17 protein-coding genes and 1 riboswitch are annotated in these 24,688 nt (G+C 73.3%); of the genes, 9 read left to right on the top strand and 8 right to left on the bottom strand.

Translation table 11 applies throughout. The features are described 5' to 3' along the window. Position 1 precedes the first annotated feature (1 nt). Positions 2-155, bottom strand: a riboswitch (cyclic di-AMP (ydaO/yuaA leader). A 303-nt stretch (positions 156-458) separates the two neighbouring features. Beyond that, positions 459-1,274 carry an aldo/keto reductase gene (locus tag ACIBG7_RS14825; protein WP_357931112.1) on the bottom strand — a complete coding sequence of 272 codons (816 nt, stop codon included), beginning with the start codon at positions 1,272-1,274 and terminating at the stop codon, positions 459-461. A gap of 164 nt (positions 1,275-1,438) precedes the next feature. On the opposite strand from ACIBG7_RS14825, the gene ACIBG7_RS14820 reads away from it, so the two are divergent. From ACIBG7_RS14820 to ACIBG7_RS14805, 4 genes are read left to right on the top strand one after another with little or no spacing between them, the layout of a single operon-like run. Beyond that, a complete protein-coding gene (locus ACIBG7_RS14820; RefSeq protein ID WP_397336498.1) occupies positions 1,439-2,368 on the top strand; it encodes a hypothetical protein in 930 nt (309 codons plus the stop codon). Beyond that, complete coding sequence (locus ACIBG7_RS14815; protein ID WP_357931108.1) at positions 2,365-3,531, top strand: DUF6716 putative glycosyltransferase; 1,167 nt, start codon at positions 2,365-2,367, stop codon at positions 3,529-3,531. The genes ACIBG7_RS14820 and ACIBG7_RS14815 overlap by 4 nt, the downstream gene beginning before the upstream one ends. A gap of 54 nt (positions 3,532-3,585) precedes the next feature. Then, a complete protein-coding gene (locus ACIBG7_RS14810) occupies positions 3,586-5,133 on the top strand; it encodes an AMP-binding protein (RefSeq protein ID WP_397336497.1) in 1,548 nt (515 codons plus the stop codon). Further along, entirely contained in the window at positions 5,133-6,830 is a 1,698-nt protein-coding gene (locus ACIBG7_RS14805) for an MFS transporter (RefSeq protein ID WP_397336496.1), read from the top strand. The genes ACIBG7_RS14810 and ACIBG7_RS14805 overlap by 1 nt, the downstream gene beginning before the upstream one ends. On the opposite strand, the gene ACIBG7_RS14800 is transcribed toward ACIBG7_RS14805, so the two are convergent. The 4 genes from ACIBG7_RS14800 to ACIBG7_RS14785 all read right to left on the bottom strand — a co-directional run bounded on the left by ACIBG7_RS14800 (position 6,825) and on the right by ACIBG7_RS14785 (position 11,949). Further along, positions 6,825-8,090, bottom strand: coding sequence for a polysialyltransferase family glycosyltransferase (locus ACIBG7_RS14800; protein ID WP_397336495.1), 1,266 nt, complete (start codon positions 8,088-8,090; stop codon positions 6,825-6,827). The two genes, ACIBG7_RS14805 and ACIBG7_RS14800, sit on opposite strands and share 6 nt — an antisense overlap. Beyond that, positions 8,087-9,064 (bottom strand): glycosyltransferase family 2 protein, encoded by a 978-nt coding sequence (locus ACIBG7_RS14795; protein WP_357931098.1) that lies wholly within the window; start codon positions 9,062-9,064, stop codon positions 8,087-8,089. The genes ACIBG7_RS14800 and ACIBG7_RS14795 overlap by 4 nt, the downstream gene beginning before the upstream one ends. Next, positions 9,064-11,109, bottom strand: coding sequence for an N-acetylneuraminate synthase family protein (locus ACIBG7_RS14790; protein WP_397336494.1), 2,046 nt, complete (start codon positions 11,107-11,109; stop codon positions 9,064-9,066). The genes ACIBG7_RS14795 and ACIBG7_RS14790 overlap by 1 nt, the downstream gene beginning before the upstream one ends. Before the next feature lie 147 nt (positions 11,110-11,256). Then, positions 11,257-11,949, bottom strand: coding sequence for a response regulator (locus ACIBG7_RS14785; RefSeq protein WP_357931092.1), 693 nt, complete (start codon positions 11,947-11,949; stop codon positions 11,257-11,259). Positions 11,950-11,972: 23 nt separating this feature from the next. Here ACIBG7_RS14785 and ACIBG7_RS14780 point away from each other — a divergent pair, with 23 nt between their 5' ends. Together ACIBG7_RS14780 and recQ are read left to right on the top strand one after the other, a co-directional pair. Next, positions 11,973-12,596 carry an XdhC family protein gene (locus ACIBG7_RS14780; RefSeq protein WP_397336493.1) on the top strand — a complete coding sequence of 208 codons (624 nt, stop codon included), beginning with the start codon at positions 11,973-11,975 and terminating at the stop codon, positions 12,594-12,596. 165 nt (positions 12,597-12,761) lie between these two features. Next, positions 12,762-14,609, top strand: coding sequence for a DNA helicase RecQ (gene recQ, locus ACIBG7_RS14775; RefSeq protein ID WP_397336492.1), 1,848 nt, complete (start codon positions 12,762-12,764; stop codon positions 14,607-14,609). Positions 14,610-14,863: 254 nt separating this feature from the next. Here the strand turns inward: recQ and ACIBG7_RS14770 are convergent, their stop codons facing one another. Continuing rightward, entirely contained in the window at positions 14,864-16,762 is a 1,899-nt protein-coding gene (locus ACIBG7_RS14770; RefSeq protein ID WP_397336491.1) for an ATP-binding protein, read from the bottom strand. 104 nt (positions 16,763-16,866) lie between these two features. On the opposite strand from ACIBG7_RS14770, the gene ACIBG7_RS14765 reads away from it, so the two are divergent. The 3 genes from ACIBG7_RS14765 to ACIBG7_RS14755 all read left to right on the top strand — a co-directional run bounded on the left by ACIBG7_RS14765 (position 16,867) and on the right by ACIBG7_RS14755 (position 19,655). Continuing rightward, complete coding sequence (locus tag ACIBG7_RS14765; protein WP_397336490.1) at positions 16,867-18,234, top strand: cation:dicarboxylate symporter family transporter; 1,368 nt, start codon at positions 16,867-16,869, stop codon at positions 18,232-18,234. Between the two features lie 117 nt (positions 18,235-18,351). Next, a complete protein-coding gene (locus tag ACIBG7_RS14760; RefSeq protein ID WP_397336489.1) occupies positions 18,352-19,089 on the top strand; it encodes a class I SAM-dependent methyltransferase in 738 nt (245 codons plus the stop codon). Continuing rightward, positions 19,086-19,655 carry a YdeI family protein gene (locus ACIBG7_RS14755; protein ID WP_397336488.1) on the top strand — a complete coding sequence of 190 codons (570 nt, stop codon included), beginning with the start codon at positions 19,086-19,088 and terminating at the stop codon, positions 19,653-19,655. Before ACIBG7_RS14760 ends, ACIBG7_RS14755 begins: the two co-directional genes overlap by 4 nt. A 60-nt stretch (positions 19,656-19,715) precedes the next feature. On the opposite strand, the gene ACIBG7_RS14750 is transcribed toward ACIBG7_RS14755, so the two are convergent. After that, the gene (locus ACIBG7_RS14750; RefSeq protein ID WP_357931072.1) at positions 19,716-21,062 is read right to left on the bottom strand and encodes an ATP-binding protein; all 1,347 of its coding nucleotides are present in this window, start codon (positions 21,060-21,062) and stop codon (positions 19,716-19,718) included. A gap of 135 nt (positions 21,063-21,197) precedes the next feature. After that, complete coding sequence (pulA, locus tag ACIBG7_RS14745; protein WP_397336487.1) at positions 21,198-24,635, bottom strand: pullulanase-type alpha-1,6-glucosidase; 3,438 nt, start codon at positions 24,633-24,635, stop codon at positions 21,198-21,200. Positions 24,636-24,688 lie beyond the last annotated feature (53 nt).

The raw sequence follows: 24,688 nt of genomic DNA, 5'->3' as shown, positions 1-24,688 counted from the left end.
ACACTCCTTGCTTCATGCCGCTTACCGGGTTAGCTGACGGGTTCGGACGTGAAGCTGCCCTACGGCGCGCCCCTGGCGGGGTCGGCGCCGATTCACCCCAGTGAGACTTTTGGGTCCCCGGTTCCGCACGGTGGCGGATTCAGCGGTCACAGGCGGGGGCCTGTGAGAGGTGGTCGGTCAAGGCAAGGAACGGATGGCCGTTCGTTTGCCGGGAGTGACCAAAAGGTAATACACGCGGCAAGGAGATTACAAATCTGTAAATGTCCGGGCAGTAAAATCGGCTGTAGATCAATAGCCGCCGATCTACGGAAAACCCCTGTGGGCAGGGCGATCGGGGAATCGGCCGGTTCGCCGGACCCCCATGAGTAGATCTTTTTCGGACCCTCCGCCAGCCCCTGACTTTACCTTTGCCGACGGCGTTCCCCCGGCCCGGGACCGGGGGAACGCAACGGCCGGGATCAGCCGAATTCGGCCGGGTCGGGACCCAGGCGCTTGCCGTTGTTCAGCGCGCCGATCGCGGCCATGTCCTCGGCGTCCAGGATGAAGTCGAAGACGTCGATGTTCTCCTTGATCCGCGACGGGGTGACCGACTTGGGGATCACCACGTTGCCGAGCTGGATGTGCCAGCGCAGCACGATCTGGGCGGGCGTGCGCCCGTGCTTCTCGCCCAGCGTGGCCAGCGCCCGCTCCTCCAGCAGCCCCCGGCCCTGGCCGAGCGGGCTCCACGCCTCGGTCAGGATGCCGTTGGCCTCGTGGAAGGCGCGCAGCTCGGTCTGCGGCAGGTTGGGGTGCAGCTCGATCTGGTTGATCGAGGGCACGATCTGCGTCTCGTCCATCAGCCGCTGGAGGTTCTTGACGGTGAAGTTGGAGACGCCGATGGCGCGCACCCGGCCGTCGTGGTACAGCCGCTCGAGCTCCTTCCACGCCTGGACGTAGAGGTCCTGCTTGGGCGCGGGCCAGTGGATCAGGAACAGGTCGAGCTGGTCGAGGCCGAGCCGCGCCATGCTCTCCTCGAACGCCTCCGCCACCCGGCCGTGGTCGTCGTTCCAGAGCTTGGTGGTGATGAAGAGCTTCTCGCGCGGCAGCCCGGAGTTGCGCACGGCCCGGCCGACGCCCTCCTCGTTGTTGTACAGCCGCGCGGTGTCGATGCTGCGGTAGCCCGCCTCCAGGGCCAGCCCGACCGCCCGCTCGGCGTCCTCGTCGGGCACCTGCCAGACGCCGTAGCCGAGCTGCGGAATCTGGACGCCGTCGGTGTTGAGCAGCAGTGAGTTCATGCATCTCATTGTTCACCCTGCGTTACCGATGGCGTCAGAGGGCCGGGTTAGTGTCGGGCCACGGTCGTCGGCCCGCGGGATCGCCCGTGCGGTTCCGTGAGGAGAGGGAGGCCCATAGCGTGTGGCCGGCCTGGGTGGAATCGCCACTCCAGATGATTTGCGCGGTGGAAGCCCACCACGCCGGCCTGCTCGGGCCCACGACGGTGATCGTGCCGCGGGCGGGCGTGCGCGCCCTGCGCGCCACCCGCGCCGAGCTCGCGCGGCTCGGCCTGCCTCTGGGGGTGGAGGTGGCCGAGCCGCGCGAACGTATGCCCAGCCGCCTGGGGGCGGTGGGCGACGCCTTCTCCGGCCGCGTGCAGGTGCGCTGGCTGACCTCGTGGCGGCCGGTGGTGATCGTGGACGACGGGCTGGCGACCATCCGGCTGCTGGAGCTGCTGGCCGCGGGTCCCGGCCGGCCGCTGGTCCGAGCCCGCGCGACGCCGGGCGTGGCCCGCCGTGCGCTGGGGCTGGCCGCCGGGCTGCGGCTGCACGCCGGCAAGCGCCGGGTGACGGTGTTCACCGCGCTGCCGGTGGAGGAGCGGCTGGCGGAAGCCGTACGATCCGCGGGGTTCGACGTGATCAGCCACGACTTCGCCTGGCTGCGGGCGCAGCCGCTCGACCGGCCTGGACCGCCGCAGCGCACCGTCGTGCTCGGCACCTCGCTGGTCCGCAACGGCCTGGTCCACCGCGACCGCTACCTCGGCTGGATCACCGCGCTGGCGGCCGACGAGCCCGTCGCCTACTTCCCGCACCGCCGCGAGGACCCGACCGACCTGGCGCTGCTGCGCGAGCGGCCCGGCATCACCGTGCACGAGCCCGGCATGCCCGCCGAGCTCAGCCTGCGAGGTCTGGGCGCCGAGCAGCGCGTGCTCAGCCTGCCCTCCACCGCGATCAGCTCGCTGCGCGTCCTGCTGAGCCCGCGCGGCGTCGCCGTCGAGCCGGTCGAGGTCCCCGACGACTGGTGGACCAGCCGCGCCGCACCCGACCTGCGCGACCATCTCACCCTCTCCGGGGGCCCGGCCTCCGGCCTCTCAGGAAGAGCCGCCCGACCGTGAAGATCCTGGCCGTCGCCGATTCCGACTCCTACCTGAAGTGGGCGGCCTGCCTCCTGGACGATCTGCCCGCCGGCTGCCACGCCGAGCTCGCCGTCGTCCGCACCCCGATCGTGCCCTCCGCCCAGCAGATCGCCGCCGCCGCGGGCGCCCGCCCGCTCGCGGGCGTCCTGTCCGCCCGGGCCCTGCGGCGTACGGCGGAGCGGCTGCGCCCCGACGCCATCGTGGTGGCCTGCACCGGCCCGGTTGTCGACGTGCTGGTCTCCTCGGTGCTGGCCGGGCTGCGGCCCCGCCCGGTGTTCGTCACCGGCCTGCCGGGGATCGCGGTGCCGGCGACCGAGAAGGCCTGGCTCTACCGCAGCGGCTGCGACCTGTTCGTGGCGCACAGCGCACGCGAGGTGGCCGAGTTCGAGGCGCTGTCCCGGCAGCTCGGCGGCGGCGGCGCGGTCGGCCTGGCCCGGCTGCCCTTCCTGCGCACGGCCCCCACGCCGGGCCGGCCGCAGGCGGCGGGGGAGCGGCGGCGCGTGGTCTTCGCCACGCAGGCCAAGGTGCCCGGCCCGCGCGAGCAGCGCGAGCGGATCCTGCTGGCCCTGGCCGAGCTGGCGGAGGCCCGGCCCGACCTGGACGTCGTGGTCAAGCTCCGCGCGCTGGAGGGCGAGCGCCAGACGCACAACGAGCGCCACCCCTACCCCCGTCTCTGGCGCGACCTGGGTGAGCCCGGGCGGCTGAGCTTCGAGGCCGGCTCCATGCAGGAGCATCTGGACCGCGCGGCGGGGTTCGTCACGGTGAGCTCGACCGCGGCGCTGGAGGCGATCGCCCGCGAGGTGCCCCTGCTGGTGCTGGACGACTTCGGGGTCAGCGCCGAGATGATCAACCTGGTCTTCGAGGGCAGCGGGGTGCTCGGCTCCCTGGCCGAGCTGGCCGCGGGGCGCTTCCGCGATCCCGATCCGGCCTGGTGCGAGGCCAACTACTTCCAGCGCGACAGCGACTGGGTGGGCCTGCTCACCGCGCTGGCCGCCGGGCCGCGGATGCGCTCGCGCTCCCTGCTCGACGGGCCCGAGCACGCCGCCGCCCGCCGCCGGGCCCGGCTGCGCGTCGAGGTGCCGCCGCGGCTGCTGCGCGCCGGCTACCGCGCCAAGCGCAAGCTGCGCCGCGCCCTGGCGTGACGCTTTGCAACCACTTCCCAATCACTTACAAGTCCCCCGTGCCAGCCTCCCCGCGTGACGCAAATCTCGCCAGAGATCGCCCCGGCGGCCCCGCCGGGCTCCCACCCGGGGACTCTCACCGCCCTGCTGCGCCTGCGCGCCGCCACCCTGCCCGACGTCGCGCCGCACGTCTACGTGCTCGACGACCAGCACCTCATCGCCGTCACGCACGCCCAGCTCGACCAGCGCGCCCAGGCGGTCGCCGCGGCGCTGCGAGGGCTGGCCGCGCCCGGCGACCGGGTGCTGCTCGCCTACGACACCGGCCCCGACTTCGCCGACGCCTTCTTCGGCTGCCTGTACGCCGGCGTGCTGCCGGTCCCGGTGCCGCCCCCGGCCGGCGGGGCGCTCAGCGAGCGCTTCGAGGCCGTCGCGCTCGACTGCGACCCGCGCCTCGTGCTCACCACCAGCGGGCTCGCCCCGCTCGTCGAAGGCGCTCTGGCCACCGACCAGCTGCCCGACCTGCCGTTCGAGCCGTTACCCGCCGACCCGGAGGCGGTGGCCTACCTGCAGTACACCGCGGGGACGACGGGAGCTCCCCGCGGCGTCGCGATCACCCACGGCGGGGCCTTCGCCAACCTCGCGCAGATCACCGAGCTGTCGGGAGCCGGCCCGCACGACCGCATGGTGGCCTGGCTGCCGCTCTTCCATGACATGGGCCTGGGCGCCCAGTTGCTCATGCCGATGTACGCCGGCTACGACTGCTGGATGATGCAGCCGCTGGCCTTCGTCCGGCGGCCTCAGGAGTGGCTGCGGCTGCTGGCCGACCTGGGCGCGACCTGCACCGCCACGCCGGGCTTCGGCCTGCGGATGGCGCTGCGCAAGACCACACCCGAGCAGCGCGCCGGGCTGGACCTGAGCGGGCTGCGCGTCGTCCTGGTCGGGGCCGAGCCGCTGTACGCCGACGACCTCGACCGCTTCCTCGCCGCCACCGGGATCTCCCCGGACGCGCTCTTCCCCTCGTACGGCCTGGCCGAGGGGGCCTTCATGGTCTCCGGCGGAGGCCGCGCCGTCCTGGAGGCCGACACCGCCGCCCTGGCCTGGGGCCGCCTGGCGCCCGGACGCGGCCGGCGCGTGCGCGGCTCGGGCCGGGTGCTGCCCGGCACCACCGTGCAGATCGCCGACCCGGTCACCGGCCGGCCGCTGGAGCCGGGCGAGATCGGGGAGATCGTCATCGACGGCCCGGCCGTCACCCCCGGCTACTGGAACGAGCCACCCAGGCACGGGCCGCTGCCCACCGGCGACCTGGGCGCCTTCCACGACGGCGAGCTGTACGTGCTGGGCCGCGTCGAGGACTCCTTCCTGCGCGACGGCCGCGTCCACCACGCCCACGACGTGGAACGCACCATCGCCGAGGTCTGCGGCGACCACGTCCGCGCGGCCGTCTTCGCCGGCGAGCACCAGGTCGTCGCGGTCGTCGAGATGGCCGACGGCCCCGACCCCGCCCCGGCCGTCTGGGAGCGGCACGGCCTGGAGCTCAAGGTCGTCACCGTCAAGCGCGGCGGCGTCCCGGTCACCACCAGCGGCAAGCCCCGCCGGGACGCGGCCCGCGCGGCGGTGCGGTGATGCGCACCCGACCCGCCGGAGCGTGGGCGCTGCCGGTGATCTGCGTCGCCCAGCTCATCCTGGTGCTCGACGTCACCATCGTGAACGTCGCGCTGCCCTCCATCCAGCAGGGCCTGGGCTTCGACCCGGCCGACCTGGCCTGGGTCACCACCGCCTACACGCTGCCCTACGGCGGCCTGCTGCTGCTCGGCGGGCGGCTGGGCGACCTGCTCGGCCGCCGCCGCACCTTCCTGGCCGGCGTGGCCGTCTTCACCCTCGCCTCGCTGCTCGGCGGCCTGGTCGACGAGCCCGGCCCGCTGATCGCCGCCCGGGCGCTCCAGGGCGTCGGCGCCGCGCTCACCTCGCCGTCGGCGCTGTCGCTGCTGCACAGCGCCTACCCAGAAGGACCCGCGCGGCATCGCGCGCTGGCCGTGTACGGGGCGCTGTCCGGGGTGGGGGTCGCGCTCGGGCTGCTGTCCGGCGGCCTGCTCACCGAGTTCCTGTCCTGGCGCTGGGTGATGCTGGTCAACGTGCCGATCGGGCTGCTCGTGCTGGTGCTCGCGCCGCTGTGCGTGCCGGTCCCGGCCCGCTCGCCGCGCCGGCTCGACCTGCCCGGCGTCCTGCTGGGCACCGCCGGCCTGGTCACCCTGGCGTACGGCCTGAGCCGCCCGGCCGAGCACGGCTGGGACGACGGCCCCACCCTGGTGGTGCTCGCCGCGGCGGCCGGCCTGCTGGCGGTGTTCGTCCTGGTCGAGCGGCAGGTGGAGCGGCTCGGCGGGGAACCGGCCATGCCGCTGGCCCTGTGGCGGCACCGCACCAGAGCCGGGGCGTACCTCATCGCGGGGCTCTTGTTCGCCTGCCTGTATCCCGCCTTCTTCTTCCTGACCCGCTTCATCCAGGACGTCCTGGGCTACGGGGCGCTCGAAGCCGGTTGGGCGGCCATGCCCATCGGCGTCGGCACGCTGGTCATCGGGCTGGTGGCCCGGAGGCTGGTCACCCGGGTGCCGCTGGCCGTCCTGGTCGCGGCGGGCGGCGCCTTCGCCGCGCTGGCCGGGCTGTGGCTGGGGCGGCTGGAGCCGGACTCCGGCTACTGGGCCGCGCTCTTCCCGGCGATGGTCGGGCTGTCGGTGGGTGTCGGCTTCGCGCTGGTCGCCAACACGTTGTCGGCGATGACCGAGGTGGCCGAGCGGGACGCGGGACTGGCCTCGGGCGTCCTGGGGACGGCGCAGCAGATCGGCGGCTCGCTCGGGCTGGCGGCCTTCGCCTCGCTGGCGGCGACGCGGTCTAAGGACGAGTTCGGCGAGTGGGTGGCGGCGCATCCGCGCACCGAGCCGGGGACCGCCGTGCTGGACGAGGCGCTGACGTCCGGGTTCAGCCTCGGGTTCGTGCTCACCGCGGGGGCGGCGGGGCTCGCGCTCGTCGTCGCGCTGCTCACTGCGGCCCGGCGGGTCCCCCCGGTGGCCAGGCCCGTCGCGGTGCCGGAGGACGCGCTGGCCACGGTCGTCTTCCGGCGCGTGGAGTGGGACGCCCGCCGCCAGGTCCCCCGCCCGGCCCCTCCACGGCCCTTCCCTCCCCAGCCTGTCCCTCCGCAGCCCGTCCCTCCGCAGCCCGTCCCTCCGCAGCCAGTCCCGCCCCAGCCCGCCTACCCGCAGCAGCAGGCGGTGCCTCCGCCGTACCCGATGCGGCAGGCCTGGCCGCCGCCGGAGCGGCGGTCATAGGGTGCGGGCCAGCCGGCGGCGGATCCGGGCCAGCGTGCCCGGCCGCTCGGCCTCGGGCAGCAGGCCCACCGCCTCCAGGCGCTGCTTCTTGAAGTAGCGCGCGCTCCCGTGCCGCTCGACCCAGGCCGCGGCGTCCTCCCGCAGCCCGGGCAGGTTCTCCGGCTGCATGCAGTACCCCACCGCCCGCACCAGCCGCGCCAGGTCGAGCTCCGGCGGGCCGGCGAGCACCCCCTCGGGGGTGAGCCGCGGCAGCCACGCGTCGGCGAGCGTGGCCGGGACCCGGTTGCTGTTCTCGTAGGGCCGCAGCCGCTCCAGCACCAGCTCGGTGCCGAGGGTGGCCACCGGCAGCCCGTAGAAGGTGCGCGCGGTGGCCAGCCCGGTGGAGAAGCACCCCGCCACCAGCTTGGGCCGCAGCGCGGTGAAGCACGCCTCGGCCGGCACCGCCCCGCCGGCCACGTGCAGCCGCACCCCGATCTCCTCGGCCGCCTGCCGCAGGAGCTGCGTGGGCCGCCGCCCGGCCGCCGGGTGCGGCTTGAAGACCACGGTGGAGTGCCCGAGCGCCGCCACCCCGCGCAGCAGCCCGGCGTGCAGCTCCGCCTCCTCCTCCAGGGTCAGCAGGTCGAGCGCGGACAGGTACTGCCCGAGGATCATGGCGTCCGCCGCCAGCATGTCCGGCGCGGTCCGCGCGACCTGCTCGACGACCGCCTCGAAGGCCGCCCCCGGCACCGGTACGGCAGGCACGCCGTACTCGGTGAGCAGCAACGGCACCAGCCCCGGCACCAGGTCGAGGTGGAGCAGCCGGCTGATCCGCCGGTGGATCTCGGCCGACAGCGGATCGCGCGTCGGTCCGTAACTCATCAGCCCGTCGGCGTAGACGGTGATCGGGCAGTCGCGGATCAGCCCCGCGATGGTCCGCGCCGGGGTGACCGCGATCGACTCCAGCACCAGCTCCTCGACCTGGTCGAGCCGCAGATGCGAGGCGAGCAGCCGCTCCAGCATCGGCACCTCGATGACCCGGGCCCGCCAGTCGGCCGGATGCAGCGGCGCGATCAGCTCGTTCCAGGAGACGATCTCGTCGAAGCGCTCGCGCAGCACGGCGAAGCCCGGCGCCTGGTCGAGCGGGACGGCCACCTCGGGGATGGCCGCGTTGGTCGAGACGATGAGCACCCGCCGCCCGGCCGCGGGCAGCAGCCCGGCGTCCTGCGCCGCCGCCAGCGTCATCGCCCCGTACAGGGTCGAGGCGTAGAAGACGGTCGTCATGCCAGATCCTCCCTCTCCCGGCGCACCCGCCGGCCGGCGGGCACGAGCTCGGGCACCAGCCCGCGCAGGATCGCCTCGCGCTCGGCGGTCATCCCGGCGACCGAGGCGGAGACCACCTCGCCCGGCAGCCGCCGCACCAGCTCGGCGCCGCGCTCGGCGAAGGCGGCGCGCAGCTCCGGCGTGAGCCGCTCCGACAGCTCCAGGTGGTGGGCCAGCAGGGCGCAGAAGTTGCGCACCGCCTTGGGCAGGTACGCCTCCTCCACCTCCTTGAAGACCAGCTCGAAGGCGTCGAAGAAGTGCAGTTGCCGCTCGTCGCCCACCTGGGTGAGCGAGCCGGCCACCTGCCGGCGGTAGAAGACCCCGGCCAGCGAGACCGCCGCGAAGGAGGCGGCCTCGCGGTGCAGCCGCCAGATCCACGGCCGGTCCTCGGCGGTGTGCAGCGAGCCGGGGAAGCGCAGCAGGTCGCCCAGCGAGCGCTTGTAGATCCCGGCCCAGGCGTAGGGATAGTCGACCATCGTCCGGACGTGCGCGGGCATGATGTGCTCGGCCGGGTTCAGGACCCGCCCGCGCACCGTCAGCGGCGCGCGGTGCAGCACCCGCTTGCGCCCCTCGGCCTGCACGTGGTCGGTCCGCACGAAGTCGCAGTCCAGCCCGTCGATCGCGGCGACCAGCCTGGCCAGGTAGCCCGGCGCCAGCCAGTCGTCGCCGTCCATGAAGGTCACCAGCCGCCCGGAGGCGGCCTCCAGCCCGGCGTTGCGCGCGTCGGCCAGGCCCTTGGGCCGCTCGTGCCGCAGCACGCTCAGCCCGGGCAGGTCCGACTCGGCGAGGATCTCCGGGGTGGCGTCCACCGAGCCGTCGTCGACCACGAGCACCTCGAAGTCGGGCCGGCTGTTGCGGGCCAGCGAGGCGAGCGCGTCCTCGATGAAGCGCTCGCCGTCGCGGATGGGGACGATCACCGAGAGCGTCGGCGCCATCAGACGGTGATACGGCGCAGCCGGGCCTTCGGGGCCTCCTCGCCCGGGAAGACGCGCTTGATGCCGTCGCCCATCGCCTGCTCGATCACCCGGATGTCGCGCACCAGGTGCTCCAGCCCGGTCGGCTCCAGCGAGGCGGCGTGGTCGCTGCCCCACATCGTGCGGTCGAGGGTGATGTGCCGCTCCACCGTCACCGCGCCGAGCGTCACCGCGGCCAGCGAGATCTGCAGGCCGCGCTCGTGCCCGGAGTAGCCGACCGGCAGGCCGTACCGCTCGCGCAGCGTGGTGATCGCCCGCAGGTTCGCCTCCTCGGGCGGCAGCGGGTAGGTGCTGGTCGCGTGCATCAGGACCAGCGGGTTGCCGCCGAGGATCTCGACCGCCTGGTCGATCTCGCTGAGCGTCGACATGCCGGTGGACAGGATGATCGGCTTGCCGGTCGCGGCCAGCGCGCGCAGCAGCTCGTGGTCGGCGACGCTGGCCGAGGCGACCTTGTGCACCTCGACCTCCATCTCCTCCAGGAAGTGCACGCTGGGCACGTCCCACGGCGAGGCGAACCACTGCAGGCCGCGCTTGTAAGAGTGCGCGGCGATCTCCCGGTACTCGTCCGCCCCGAACTCGGTGCGGATCTTGTACTCCAGGTAGGTCATCTCGCCCCACGGCGTCTGGCGGATCTGGTCGCGCTGCTCGACCGGGACGCAGATCTCCGGGGTGCGCTTCTGGAACTTCACCGCCTGGCAGCCGGCCTCGGCCGCCACGTCGATCAGTTGCTTGGCGATCTCGACGTCGCCGTTGTGGTTGATGCCGATCTCGGCGATCACGTACACCGGCTGGCCCTCGCCGACCAGCACGTCGCCGATCGCCACCGGCCCGAGCCGGCGGGTGCGCGCCGGAGCCGGCGCGGCCTCGGGCTCCGGCTCCGGCCGCGCGGCCAGGATCCGGTCGCACAGCTCGCGTACGGCTCCCGAGCCGCCCGGGGTGGACAGCACCACGCGCGCGGTCGCCCGCACCCGCGGATGCGCGTCGGGCGTGGCCACCGGCCAGCCGACCAGCGCCATCGGGCCCAGGTCGTTGACGTCGTTGCCGACGTAGGCCACCCGCGCCGGGTCCAGGCCCTCGATCGCCAGCCAGTCGCGCAGCACCGTGCGCTTGTCGGTCAGGCCCTGCAGCACCGGCACGCCCAGCTTGCGGGCGCGGGCGCTGACCACCGGGTTCTGCTCGGTCGACATGACCAGCACCTTCACCCCGGCGCGGCGCAGCAGCGAGACGCCCATCCCGTCCGAGCGGCTGACCAGGACCATCTCGCGGCCCTCGGAGTCGACGTAGGCGCGGTCGTCGGTGTGCACGCCGTCGAAGTCGGTGATCACCGCGTCCACGTCGATCGGCTCGGGGTGGTCCACGAACGGGGCCAGGGCGCGCACGATCTCCAGGTCGGCCGGCTCGTCCACCTCGACCGCGTGCCCGGCCGGGACCGGCTGCACGACGACCTCGCCGAAGAAGCGGTGACCGTGCTCGCGCAGGCCCGCCGTACGCATGACGTAGAAGGCGCCGGTCTCGCGGTAGTGCGGCTCGCGCTGCTGGCGCGGCAGCCGCACCGACGGGTCGTGGTTGACGCCCGCGCCGGCCACGGTCCACAGGAACTCGTGCGTCGGCGTGCCGGAGAAGACCACGTCGGCCTCGCCCTCCAGCACCCGGCGCACGCCCTCGTCCAGGTCGGCCGGGTCGATGAAGGCGCTGGTGCACTGGACCAGCAGCACGACCTCCGGCTCCTGGCCGCGGGCGTCGAGCGCGTGCAGCAGCGCCGACTCGCTGGAGGCGGTCGCGCCGCTCAGCTCCGCCGGACGCTCGACGACGGTGGCCCCGGCCTCGCGGGCCACCCGGGCGATCTCCTCGTGATCGGTGCTGACGACGACCTCGTCGATCAGACCGGCGTGCAGACAGGCCCTGATAGCCCTGGTCACGAGCGGCAGGCCGCCCACCGTCGCCAGGTTCTTCAGGGGGATGCCCGCCGAACCTCCACGGGCTGGAATGACGGCCAGGACTCGCAACGTGACTCCCTACGGTTTCCTCGAAGTGTCAAGGAACCTAGCCACGCAATCCGACCTCGCCGGGTGGACGGGCTGAACTGCCCGTTAACTCTCCGTGCTATCTCCGCCTGACTCCGTGTGCGGTCCGTGCCTGACTCGCGGTCCTGTTCACGGCCGACTCTCCGGGGCTTCCGGGCTCACCGGGCGGTAGCGCAGCTCGGGCCGCCCCGGCCCGCCGTACTGCGGGGCCCGGCGGGCCACCCCCGTCTCCAGCAGGTGCTCCAGATACCGGCGCGCGGTCACCCGCGACACCCCGAGCGCGGCCCCGGCCTCCTGCGCGGACACCCCCTCCGGTGTACGGCGGAGCAGTGCCACCACGGCGTCGAGCGTCTCCTGCGTCATCCCCTTGGGCAGCGCCGCCGCCGCGCCTCCGCTGAGGGCGGCCAGCGCCCGGTCCACCTCGCCCTGCCCGGCCGCCTGCCCCTCGCTCGCCCGGAAGGCCGCGTACCGGGTCAGCTTCTCGCGCAGCGTCGCGAAGGTGAACGGCTTGAGCAGGTACTGGGCGATCCCGGCCGACACCGCCGAGCGCACCATCGCCAGATCCCGCGCCGAGGTCACCGCGATCACGTCGCACGCCAGCCCCGCCGCCCGGATCGAGCGGCACACCTCCAGCCCGTGCATGTCCGGCAGGTACAGATCCAGCAGCACCAGATCCACCCGGTGCCCGCCCAGGAAGCGCAGCGCCTCCGCGCCCGTCCGGGCCACCCCGACCACCTCGAACCCCGGGACCCGGCCCACGTAGACGCGATTGGCCTCCGCGGTGATCTCCTCGTCCTCCACGACCAGGACCTTGTGCGTCACAGCGTGCAGCGTAGTCTGCGGGCATGACGCATTCGCACGACGACGGCGTGACCTGCGACCTCGCCCACGGGACGGGCTCGGCCGGCGCGCCCGGGCGGCGGGTGCTCGTCGCGGTCTTCGCCTCACCGGTGGCCGACTGCCTGCTGCGCTTCGCCGCCGACCTGGACTACGAGACCCACCTGTACGACCCCGCCGCGGCACCTCCTTCTGGTGCGCCGTCTGCCGCGGCACCTTCTTCTGGTGCGCTGTCTGCCGCGGCACCTTCTTCTAGTGCGCTGGCTCCTGCGGCACCTTCATCTGCCGCGCCGGGTCCAGGGCTCTCCGGAGTCCCGGCCCTGAAGGTCCTTCCCGAGCTGACCGGTGCGGACGTCGTGCTGACCGACCACCACCGCCCCGAGATCGGCCCCGTCCTGCGCGACCTCCTCCAGAGCCGGGCCCGCTGGATCGGCATCATGGGCAGCCCCCGCCACCCCGCCCCCCACGTCGCCGCCCTCACCGCCCTGGGCGTCCCGGAGGCGGACATCGCCCGCGTCCACCGCCCCATCGGCCTCAACATCGGCTCCCGCACCCCGGCCGAGATCGCCCTGGCCACCCTCGCCGGCCTCATCGCCGACCGCAACCACCGCCCCGGCGGCTTCACCTTCTGACGCCCGCAAGGCTTCCGAACGGCTTCCGAACGGCTTCCGAACGGCTTCCAGGGCTTCTGACCGGCCTCCGCGGCGTCTCAAAGGCTCCCCAGACGGGCCCACGGCGACCCCGGTTATCCACAGCCACCCGCCAACCCCGCACACCCCTCCCGCGAGTTGCCTACGATGGCGCCCGTGACTTCCACCTCCTCCACCTCCACCCCTCAGGCCACCGAGGTCCTGCGCCGCGTCTTCGGCTACGACTCCTTCCGCGAAGGCCAGCAGGAGATCATCGAGCACGTCGTAGCCGGCGGCGACGCCTTGGTCCTGATGCCCACCGGCGGCGGAAAGTCGCTCTGCTACCAGATCCCGGCCCTGGTCCGCCCGGGCACCGGCGTGGTCGTCTCCCCGCTCATCGCCCTCATGCAGGACCAGGTCGACGCCCTGCGAGCCCTGGGCGTCCGGGCCGGCTTCCTCAACTCCACCCAGGAGTTTGGCGACCGCGAGGTGACCGAGGCCGAGTACCTCGCCGGCGAGCTCGACCTTCTCTACCTCGCCCCCGAGCGGCTGCGTTCCGAGCAGACCCTGCAGTTCCTCTCGCGCGGGAAGATCGCCCTGTTCGCCATCGACGAGGCGCACTGCGTCTCCCAGTGGGGTCACGACTTCCGCCCCGACTACCTGCGGCTGTCCGCCCTGCACGAGCGCTGGCCCGACGTCCCGCGCATCGCCCTGACCGCGACGGCCACCCCCGCCACCCACGCCGAGATCGCCCAGCGTCTCGGCCTGGAGCAGGCCCGCCACCTGGTCGCCGGCTTCGACCGGCCCAACATCCGCTACCACATCGAGCCCAAGCAGGAGCCCAAGCGCCAGCTCCTGCGGCTGCTGCGCACCGAGCACGACGGCGACGCCGGCATCGTCTACTGCCTGTCCCGCTCCTCGGTCGAGAAGATCGCGCTCTTCCTCCAGGAGAACGGCATCCCGGCCCTGCCGTACCACGCGGGTCTCGACGCCGCCACGCGCGCCGCCCACCAGTCCCGCTTCCTGCGCGAGGACGGCCTGGTCATGGTCGCCACCATCGCCTTCGGCATGGGCATCGACAAGCCCGACGTCCGCTTCGTCGCCCACCTCGACCTGCCCAAGTCCGTCGAGGGCTACTACCAGGAGACCGGCCGCGCCGGCCGGGACGGCCTGCCCGCCACCGCCTGGATGGCCTACGGCCTGCAGGACGTCGTGCAGCTCCGCAAGCTGTCCACCGAGGGCGACGAGACCCACCGCCGCCGCCAGCTCGACCAGCTCGACGCCATGCTCGCCCTCTGCGAAACCGTTGACTGCCGCCGCGTCCGCCTCCTGGCCTACTTCGGCCAGGACGGCTCGCCGTGCGGCAACTGCGACACCTGCCTCACCCCGCCCGCCACCTGGGACGCCACCGTCCCGGCACAGAAGCTCCTGTCGACCGTCCTGCGCCTGCAGCGCGAGCGCAACCAGCGCTTCGGCGCCGGTCACCTCATCGACATCCTGCTCGGGAAGAAGACCGAGAAGGTCCTGCAGTTCGACCACGCCTCGCTGACCGTCTTCGGCGTCGGCACCGAGCTCTCCGAGGCCGAATGGCGGGCCGTCGTCCGCCAGCTCCTCGCCCTCGGCCTGCTCACCGTCGAGGGCGAGTACGGCACCCTGTCCCTCACGCCCGAGTCCGCCCCCGTCCTGCGCGGCGAGCGTCCCCTCAGCCTCCGCCGTGACCCGACGCCCCGTAAGCCCGACCGTTCGGCCAAGCCCGGCGGCTCCTCCGCCAAGCCCGCCGCCGACCTCGCCCCCGAGGCCGCCTCCCTCTTCGACCGCCTCCGCGCCTGGCGCGCCGCCACCGCCAAGGAGCAGGGCGTCCCGGCCTACGTCGTCTTCCACGACGCCACCCTCCGCGAGATCGCCTCCACCCACCCCACCACCCTGGGCGAACTCTCCGGGATCAGCGGCGTGGGCGAGAACAAGCTCACCAAGTACGGCGAAGCCATCCTCACCGTCCTGGAGGACCACCCCTAACCCACCCAACCACCCCTCAGCCCCCGCTTCCCGGGATCGGGGTCTCCGCCTTCGGGTCCCCAGCTTCGGGGTCCCCAGCTTCGGAGTCCCCGCCTCCAGAGCCCCGGGCCCCCGTCTTCAGGGCCCCCGGGTTCGGGCCCCCCGGGTTGGGGGTCTCCGGGTTCCGGGTTCCCTGCCACCCAGGGTTCCCTGCCACCCAGGGTTCCCGGCCCTCACCTCGCAGCCCCTCCAGGGCCGTAGGAGCCGCCCACCCCTCACGGACGACCAGACACCCCAGCCCGCTCATCCCGAGGCAGCAAGACGGTGAAGGTCGACCCATCCACGGTGATGGAACCCCGAAGACGGCGAACAGCGGCACCGACCAGAGCCAACCCAAGCCCGCGACCATCCCCCTTGGTGGTCCACCCACGGGTGAAGGCCGCCGGCGAGGTGAGGCCAGGCCCGTCGTCCCCCACCCGGAGAAGAAGGTCGGTGTCGGTAGCACTGACCAGAACCTCGACCCGGGCAGCGGCGGCGTCGATGGCGTTGTCCAGCAGGTTGCCCACCACGGTGACCAGATCCCGCTCGTACGGCACCGCATCGGGCAGGGCACTCTCGGGCAGGATCGCCAGCTCGATGCCCCGCTCGGCAGCTTCGGCGCTCTTGCCGAGGAGGAGGGCGGCCAGGACGGGTTCCCGGACGGCGCCCACCACCCGGTCGGTGAGGTCCTGGGCGGCGCGCAGCTCGGCGGTGGCGAAGGCGACCGCCTGCTTGGTGCGGCCTAGCTCGACCAGGGTGATGACGGTGTGCAGACGGTTGGCCGCCTCATGGGCCGAGGCCCGCAGGGAGTTGGCGAACCCACGCTCGGCGTCCAGTTGTCCGGCGAGTGCTTGGAGCTCGGTGTGGTCCCGCAGGGTGACCACGGTGCCGTGCCGGCTCGGCGCCCGGCTGACAGCCAGCACCCGATCCCCGACAAGGTGGATCTCGTCGGTCCGGCCGCCTGGGCTTGGGGGCTCGGCTGCAGTCGGAGCCTCGGTGGCGGGCCGGGCCTCGGTGCGGGGCGGGGGTCCGATGTGGGGCGGGGGTTCGGTGTGGGGCGGGGCCGGGAGCTTCGGATAGGCCTGCTCACCAGGGGCGGCCACGTCCGCTGGATCGGGCTGGGGGAGGCGCGGCGGCGGCGGTGAGCCGAGGAGAGCCGGGGCGCGCCGAGGGGGGTCCTCTTTCGTGAGATCTGGGGCCAGCCGAGGGGGGTTCTCCTGCGGAAGATCCGGGGCGGGCTGAGGGGGCTCCTGGGTCGGGAGATCCGGGGCGGGCTGAGGAAGGTCCTCCGTCGGGAGATCCGGGGCCAGCCGAGGGAGGTCCGCTGTCGGGAGATGGAGGGTCGACCGATGGGGGTCTTCGGGGGTGGGGAGGCCCACGGCTGGGAGGGGGTGGCCTTCGGGGTTCGGAGGGAGGTCGAGGAGGGTGCGGGCGGCGTCGTTGCAGAGGATGAGGCGGTCGTCCGGCCCGGCGAGGAGGAGGCCCTCGCGGACGGTGTGCAGGATGGCGTCATGGTGGTCGTGGATGCGGGCCAGCTCGACCGGGCCAAGACCGTGCGTCTGGCGGCGGAGGCGGGCGCCGACCAGCCAGGTGCCACAGGTGCCGAGGCCCAGGCCGAGCAGGCCGATGAGGGCGGCCCAGGCGAGCTGGTCACGAAGGCGCGCGGAGATCCGGTCGATGGTGATCCCGGCACTGACCAGCGCGACGACCCGCCCACCGGAGAAGACGGGGGCGACGGCACGCATGGAGGGGCCGAGGGTGCCGGTGTAGGTCTCGGTGAAGGTCTCACCCCGCAGGGCGGGCTCGATGTGGCCGAGGAAACGCTTGCCGATCTGGGCCGGGTTGGGGTGGGTGTAGCGCCGCCCGGTGGGGTCCATGATGGTGATGAAGTCGACCCCGGTCGCCTGCCGTACGGCCTCGGCATGGGGCTGGAGGCGCGCGGGCGCCGAGAGCCCGGCCACGACGTCGGGAGAGGCGGCGACGCCGGCGGCGACGGCACGGGCGGTGCCGGCGGCCTCGTCGGTGAGCAGGTCGTGCGCTTGCACCAGCGCCAGGACGGCACCCCCGGTGACGGTGGCGACGACCACCACCAGTTGGAGCGCGAGCATCTGAGCGGCCAGACTCCAGCTCCGCATGACGGCCTCCCCGCGAACGAAACTTACAAAATAGTGACCTACGTCACTGTCGGCAGCAGTATCCGGGCAACCCGAATGTTCGTCCACTGCCTGGGAGACCCGCCATGCGTGACCGCACGCGCTATCTCTACCTGGCCGTCATCGTCGCGGTGCTGGCCGGCATCGTCGTCGGCTTCGTCTGGCCGGAGCTGGGCAAGGAGCTGAAACCGCTCGGCACCGGCTTCGTGAACCTGATCAAAATGATGATCAGCCCGATCATCTTCTGCACCATCGTGCTGGGCGTCGGCTCGGTCTCGAAGGCCGCCCGGGTGGGCAAGGTCGGCGGCCTGGCGCTCGGCTACTTCCTGCTGATGTCCACCGTCGCGCTGGTCATCGGCCTGGTCGTCGGCAACCTGCTGGACCCGGGCGCGGGACTGCAGCTGACCGACGCCGCCAAGCAGGCCGCGCAGGCGGAGGCGGCCAAGGGCGGGGAGAGCGACACCGTCACCTTCCTGCTCGGCATCATCCCGACGACGCTGGTGTCGGCCTTCACCGAGGGGCAGGTGCTGCAGACGCTGCTGGTGGCGCTGCTGGCCGGGTTCGCGCTGCAGGCGATGGGCTCGCGCGGCACGCCGATCCTGAACGGCATCGCGCACCTGCAGCGGCTGGTGTTCCGGATCCTGGCCATGATCATGTGGGCCGCGCCGGTCGGCGCGTTCGGCGCGATCGCGGCGGTGGTCGGCTCGACCGGCATCAAGGCGCTGCAGTCGCTGGCGGTCATCATGCTCGGCTTCTACGTGACCTGCCTGCTGTTCGTGGCCGTGGTGCTGGGGCCGCTGCTGTGGGTGGTGGCGCGGGTCAACCTGCTGTCGTTGCTGCGTTACCTCGGGCGGGAGTTCCTGCTGATCCTGTCCACCTCGTCGTCGGAGTCGGCGCTGCCGCGGCTGATCGCCAAGATGGAGCACCTGGGCGTCAGCCGTCCGGTGGTGGGGATCACGGTGCCGACCGGGTACTCGTTCAACCTGGACGGCACGGCGATCTATCTGACGATGGCGACGCTGTTCGTGGCGTCGGCGACCGGGGCGCCGCTGTCGCTGGGGGAGCAGATCTCGCTGCTGGTGTTCATGATCATCGCGTCGAAGGGGGCGGCGGGCGTCACAGGGGCGGGCCTGGCGACCCTCGCGGGCGGGCTGCAGTCGCACCGGCCTGACCTGGTGGACGGGGTGGGGCTGATCGTCGGTATCGACCGGTTCATGTCGGAGGCTCGGGCGTTGACCAACTTCGCGGGGAACGCGGTGGCGACCGTGCTGGTGGGGACGTGGACCGGCGGGTTCGACCGGGAGCGGGCGGCTGAGGTGCTGGCCGGGCGCGATCCGTTCGACGAGGCGACGTTGCTGGATGAGGACGATGACGACGTGCAGGTGGGTGAGGGCGTCGAGGGGCAGGGGGCACCGGAGAGGCCGGAGGAGGGGCGGGTGGCCGAGAAGGTCTGACCACCGCCGAGGTGGCCGACCCAGGAAGGCTGGGCCAGGAAAGCTGGGGCCGGCGGAGGTTGGGGTCGAGGGCTGTGGTCTGCGCGTGCCGTACAGGAGGCTGGTTGAATCTTGGGCATGCGACAGAGAAGCGGTGTCTTCGGCGAAGCGGTGGGCGAGTACGAGTCGGCGCGGGCCGGATACCCGCCGGAGCTGGTCGCCGATGTGCTGGCGATGGCTCCGGCGGGGCCGGTGCTGGAGGTCGGCGCGGGGACCGGGAAGGCGAGCGTGGCGTTCGCGGCCCGCGGCGTGGACCTGACCTGCGTCGAGCCCGACCCGCGGATGGCCCGCCAGCTCGCCGGCCACTGCCCGGGCGCCCGGATCGAGGTGACCAGCTTCGAGGACTACCTCCCCGACCGCGCCTACGCCCTGGTGTTCTCGGCGCAGGCCTGGCACTGGGTGGCCCCCGAGCGCCGCTCCGAGCTGGCGCTGGCGGCGCTCGCGCCCGGCGGGGTGCTGGCGCTGTTCTGGAACCGCTACATCCTGGCCGATCCGGAGTTGCGCGAGCGGCTCAAGGAGATCGACGACCGGTTCGGCATCGCCTCCAGCCTCCACCACGCGCCGGAGGACTTCCTCGGCGACCCGTTGCTGGCCGGGGAGGCCGGGTTCCGGGACGCCGCGCATCGTCTCTACCGGCGGGAGGAGCGGTATCCGGCGGCGCGCTATCTCGACCTGATCCGGTCCGTCTCCGCCTACCGGATGCTGGAGAGCGGCGAGCTGGAGGAACTGCTCGGCCTGGTCGCGGCGGAGATCGGCTCAGGCGTGGATCTCGTCCTGGTCACGCAGCTCGACGTGGCCCGTAAGGAGGAGGCGTGAGGGAGGAGCTCGACGGGGTGGAGGTACGGGCCTTCGCCGACGGGCCGGCCTTCGAGGCGTGGCTGGAAGAGCACCACCCGCGCACGGAAGGCGTCTGGGTCAAGGTGGCCAAGAAGGGGTCGGGGATTCCCTCGGTCACCTCGGACGAGCTGGTGGACATCGGGCTGTGCTGGGGGTGGGTGTCGGGGCAGCGCAAGCCGCTCGACGAGGTCCACTACCTGCAGAAGTACGTGCCGCGGCGGCGGCGGAGCGTGTGGTCGCAGGTCAACGTGGACAAGGTCGAGGCGTTGCTGGCGGCCGGGCGGATGCGGGAGCCGGGGCTGGCCGAGGTGCGGGCGGCGCAGGAGGACGGGCGCTGGGACGCGGCCTACGAGTCGCAGCGCACCGCCGCCGCGCCGGCTGAACTGGTGGCCGCGTTGGAGGAGCGGCCGGCGGCGCTGGCGGCTTGGGAAAGGCTGGACAAGGGTGGGCGGTATCTGCTGATGCTGCCGCTGCTGAAGGCTCGGACTCCGGAGGCTCGGGCGGCTCAGGTGGACCGGATCCTCGCCACCCTGGACCCGGCCTGACCGACCCAGGAGGTACGGCAGGGCCCGGGCTTAGGAAATGCGGGGGTGGCAGGGGGCGGGTCAGGAGGGGAGCGGGGGTGCGAGGGGGAGGCGGAGCTCGAAGCGGGCGTCGCCGGCCACGCGGAGGCTGCCCCGGTGCGCCACCGCGACCTCGCGGGCGATGGCCAGGCCCAGGCCGGTGCCGCCGGCGCCCCGGCTGCGCGCGCTGTCGAGCCGGGTGAACCGCTCGAAGATGCGCTCCCGCTCGTGCTCGGGGATGGGCGCCCCGTCGTTCTCCAGGCTGAGCACGGCCTCGTCGCCCGCGGCGGTGAGCTCGACGCCGATGCTGGTGTCGGCGTGCCGTTCGGCGTTGTCGAGCAGGTTGGCCAGTAGCCGGTCGAGCTGGAAGCGCACCCCTTCGACGAACACCCCGTCGGCGAGCGTGGCGGTGATCGGGACCGGCCCGGTGCGGTCCAGAAGCGTCTTGCGCACGAGCTCGCCCAGGTCAAGCCGCTCCTTGACGATGTCCACCCGGGAGCCGATCCGCGCCAGCAGCAGCAGGTCGGTGATGATCGCCTCGACCCGGTCGGTGTCCTTCAGCGCGTCGTCGACCAGTTCGGCGATGTCGGTGTCCTCCGGGTAGAGCTGGGCGCCTTCGAGCTGGGCGCGCAGCCCGGCCAGCGGGGTGCGCAGTTCGTGGGAGGCGTCGGAGGCGAAGCGGCGTTGCTGCTCGGCCGCGTACTCCAGCCGGGCGAGCGTGCCGTTGATGGACCGGGCGAGCTTGGCGATCTCGTCCTCGCCGGACGGCTCCACGACCCGGCGGCCCGGGTCGGTGGCGTTGATGTCGTCGAGCTGGGCCCGGATCTGGTTCACCGGCCGCAGCGTACGGCCCGCCAGCAGCCAGGCGATCCAGGTGATCAGCGCGGTGAGCAGCACGACCTGGATGGCGATGACCAGGTCCACGGCCCGGCCGGCCAGGATCGACGGGGTGGGCTGCGCGACGTAGACCACGAGGGAGTCCGGTCGGGTCGACTCGCGGAGCGCGGTCAGGTGCAGGCAGCCGAAGCTGGGGCAGGCCGTGGTGTTGACGACGCGGTCGGAGGCGGCCGGCCACACGTCGCTCAGCCGGGACAGGCGTTGCGCGGCGGGGGTGGCGGCGACCACGGTGCCGTCGGCGGTGACGACCTGGACGAGCGTGGTGGGGTCGGTGTTCTTCAGCCGGAGCACGTCGCCGGCCAGGTCGCCCCCGCGGATCATCCCGGTGACCAGGGCGGCGGTGTCGCGGTTCTCGGTCCAGACCTCGGCCGCCGAGAGGGAACGCGCGAGGGCGGCCCCCGCCACTCCGGCGGGCACCAGGACAAGGGTGGCCACTGCTGCTGCGATGAGCGTGACCCGTCCGCGGAGGGTCGTCGCCCATATGCGTGCCACGTCCCGAGGCTACTCGGGCGTACTGTCCGGATATATCGGGCAACTGGAAAGATTTCCCCATTTCTGGCCACCCGCCAAACCCGCCAACCTTCGGCGGCCGGGTCAGCACACGACCGCAGCGCCGCTCGGCGAGGGTCAGCGCGCGGGCTCGACGAAGACCGCGACCGTGCGCCCCGGCACCGTGAACGTGCCGCTCTCCTGGTCGAAGGCGGCCCGCTTGACCACCGGGTCCGCCCCCGACGCCTGCACCGGATGCAACCGCGCCCCCGTCACCCCCGCCACCACCTGCCGCTGTACGGCAGGCGTCCCGTTGAACACCACGGTGAGCGCCTTCCACGCCGGATCCACCCCGGTCGCGTCCACCCGCATCGTGATCACCCCGGGCGCCGAGGCCGGAAAGGTGACCCGCCGCCGCACCTCGTCGAGCGTCGGCAACGCGAAGGCCCGCGACCCCGACCGGATACGGAGGAACTCCCCGAACCCCGCCCGCGCCGCCTCGATCGCCGCGCAGTCCGGCCGCAGCGCCGGATCGGCCAGCAGCGGCCGGGCGTAGGGCCACCGCGACGCGTTGCCCGCCTTCGGCGGCAGCCCCGCCCCGAACCCGTTGCCCTGCCGGCAGTCCCAGTGCAGCCGGTTGAACCAGTCGCCGGAGTCGTAGGAGTTGCGGTCGAGCGACTTCGACCGCAACCGCTCGCTGCCCGCGTGCACGAACGCCGTGCCCTGTCCGAGCAGCACGATCGCCAGGCAGAGCGTCTGCATCCGCACCCGGTCGGCCATCGGCGTGCCCGGCGGCAGCTTGTAGGCCAGCGCGTCGTAGAGCGTCTCGTTGTCGTGCGCGTCCACGTAGCTGACCACGTCCGGGGGATTGGCCGCGTACCCGGCGGGCGAGCCGTGGTAGGACACCTCCGAACCCTTGCGCCCGTCGGGCAGCACGTAGTCGCGCAGGTTGCCGGTCAGCCCGAGGGTGATCAGGTCCTGGTAGACCTTGAGCTGCTCGTCGGGGCGGTCGGCGCGGCCCGAGCCGAAGCCGGGCTCGCGGGGGTCGGCGTCGGAGGTGCCGCCGCCGCGCACCGCGTCGCGCAGCCGGTCGCTGAAGGTGCCGATGCCGGTGCCGGCCAGGTTGGCCTGGGTGGCCTGCTCGAAGCGGGCGTCGCCGGCGACCTCGCCGAAGTCCCAGCCCTCGCCGTACAGGATGATCTGCCGGCCGTCCACGCCGTCCCTGGCCACGGTGAGCCGGTCGAGTGCCTGCCGTACCGCCTGGATGTTGGCCTTGGGGTGGTGGCCCATCAGGTCGAAGCGGAAGCCGTCGATCTTGTACTCGCGGGCCCAGGTGACGATCGAGTCCACGACGAGCCTGCCCATCATGGTGTGCTCGGGCGCGGTGCCGGGGCAGCAGGTGGAGGTGGCGACGGCGCCGTCGTCGAGGCGGCGGTGGTAGTAGCCGGGCACGATGCGGTCGAGCACGCCGAGGCAGTGGGTGTGGTTGTAGACCACGTCCATCACCACGCGCAGCCCGGCGGCGTTGAGCGCGGCGACCATCTCGCGGAACTCGCGCACCCGCCGGTCCGGGTCGGTGGCGTAGGAGCCGTCCGGCACGGTGTAGTGCAGCGGGTCGTAGCCCCAGTTGAAGGAGTCCCGGGCCGCGGTCGCGGCGATGCGGGCCTGCTGCTCCTCGGAGTCGGGCGGGAGGGCGGCCAGGTCGCCGGCCGGTTCGGTGCGGTCGGCCCGCCGGTCCGGCACCGTCCCGAAGTCGAACACCGGCAGCAGGTGCACGTGCGTCAGCCCGTCGGCGGCCAGCTCGCGCAGCGCCCGCATGCCGGTCGAGTCCCGGCCGAAGGCCCGGTAGGTGCCGCGCAGCGGCTCCGGCACGCTGTGGTCGGTGGCGGAGAAGTCACGCACGTGCAGCTCGTAGATGGTGAGCGGACCGTCGAGGGGCGGCTTGCGCAGGCCGTCCCAGCCGGCGGGCTTCTCCCGGCCGAGGTCGGTGAGCCGGCTGGCCACCGAGCCGGGGGCCAGGTCGAGGCTGTAGGGGTCGGTCACCTCGTTGGTGACCACCTTGCCGTCGGCGGGGGAGTAGACGGTCACCAGGAAGGTGTAGTCGCGTCCGCGCCAGGTGGGCAGGCCGCGCAGCGACCACACCCCGCTGTCCTCGTCGCGGCGCATCGGGTAGGTCCTGCCGCCGATCTTGAGCTTGACCTGGCGGGCGGTCGGCGCCCAGAGGGCCAATCTGGGCAGGATCGTCCCGCTGGGCCCCAGCCGCGCGGTCGCCGCCTTGGCGTACAGATCGTCCAGGACGCCGGGGATCTGCACCCCGGTCGCGGTCAGCAGGTGGCCGGCCGCGTCCCGCTCCACCGTGACCACATGCCCGAGCAGCGCGGCCTTGACCAGGCCGGCGTCGCGCGGGTCCACCTTGAGCGCGGCGTGGTCCTTCAGGTGCGGCCACTTCACCCGCTGCCCGTCGCTCAGCGTGCCCGGGGTCAGGCGGATCACCCGGTACGGCTTCGCCAGGTCGAGCCGGTCGTCGCCGAAGGCCAGCGCGTACTGCCGGCCGGCGGCCGGGACGACCTGCCAGGCGACGGTCTCGCGGTCGATCCAGTGCGCCCGCGCCTTCGACAGGTCCGCGTCCGCGCCCCGCGGCCGGGGCAGGACGAAGCCGTCGGTCCCGGCGACCTTCCACGCCTCGTGGCCGGTGGCACCCAGGTCGAGCACCTGGTCGGCCGGCTGGTCCTTCTCCTCGCCCCGGTGCACGACGAAGCTCAGGCCGGTGGCCCCGGCGGCCAGCGGGACGCGCCAGTGGACGCCGAAGTGGTCGCGCCCGTCCGGCTGGAGCGGCGCGTCCCACTCGGTCGGGGTGGCCGCGCCGGTCCAGACGTGCAGCCCCCAGCCGTCGTAGTCGCCGTCGGGCCGGTGGTAGTGCAGCACGGCGACCTGCTCGGCGGCGGCCCTGGTCGGGTGGACCCGGGCCGCGCCGGAGTTCACGTAGGCCTCGGGGCCGGTGAAGCTCTGGTCGGGGCCTGGGTCCTTCTCCTCGCCGTTGCGGATGATGAAGGTCACCGGCGCGTCCGGCTTCCTGAGCGGGATCGTCCAGTACGGGCCGAAGGCGTCGGATCCGTCCGGCTGTCTCGGCCGTGCCCAGTCGGTGGGCTCGGCCACCGCCTCGCCCCACAGGTGCAGGCCCCAGCCGGCATGGGCGCCGTCCGGGCGGCGGTAGCGCACCGTGGCGTAACCCTGGGCGGCCTGGCGCGAGCCGTACACCTCGGGCTCGCCCTCGACGAGCCAGACCTCGCCGCGCCGGGTGACGTCGACGAGCCGCTCGCCTCCGTCCTTCTCCTCGCCCTTGTGGACGAGCAGCCCGACGCCGGTCGCGCCGGGTGTGAGCCTGATCCAGGCGAAGCGGCCGAAGGCGTCCTCACCGTGGAGGGGCAGCGGGGCGTCCCACGCGGTGGGCCGTTCCACGTCGCCCCACACGTGCAGGCCCCAGCCGTCGGGGTCCTCGCGCCGGTAGTGCACCAGGAGCCAGTCGCGCCCGGGTGCGCCGGCGGCGTCCCTGACGGCCTCGTCATCGATGATCACAGTGCCACCAGGGATACCCCGCAGACCGGGAAATACGCGAGCACCCCGGCCGG

Source organism: Nonomuraea sp. NPDC050328 (genome assembly GCF_044459405.1).
In the GTDB taxonomy this organism is placed as follows: Bacteria; Actinomycetota; Actinomycetes; order Streptosporangiales; family Streptosporangiaceae; genus Nonomuraea.
This window is presented reverse-complemented; position numbering and strand designations above follow the sequence as displayed.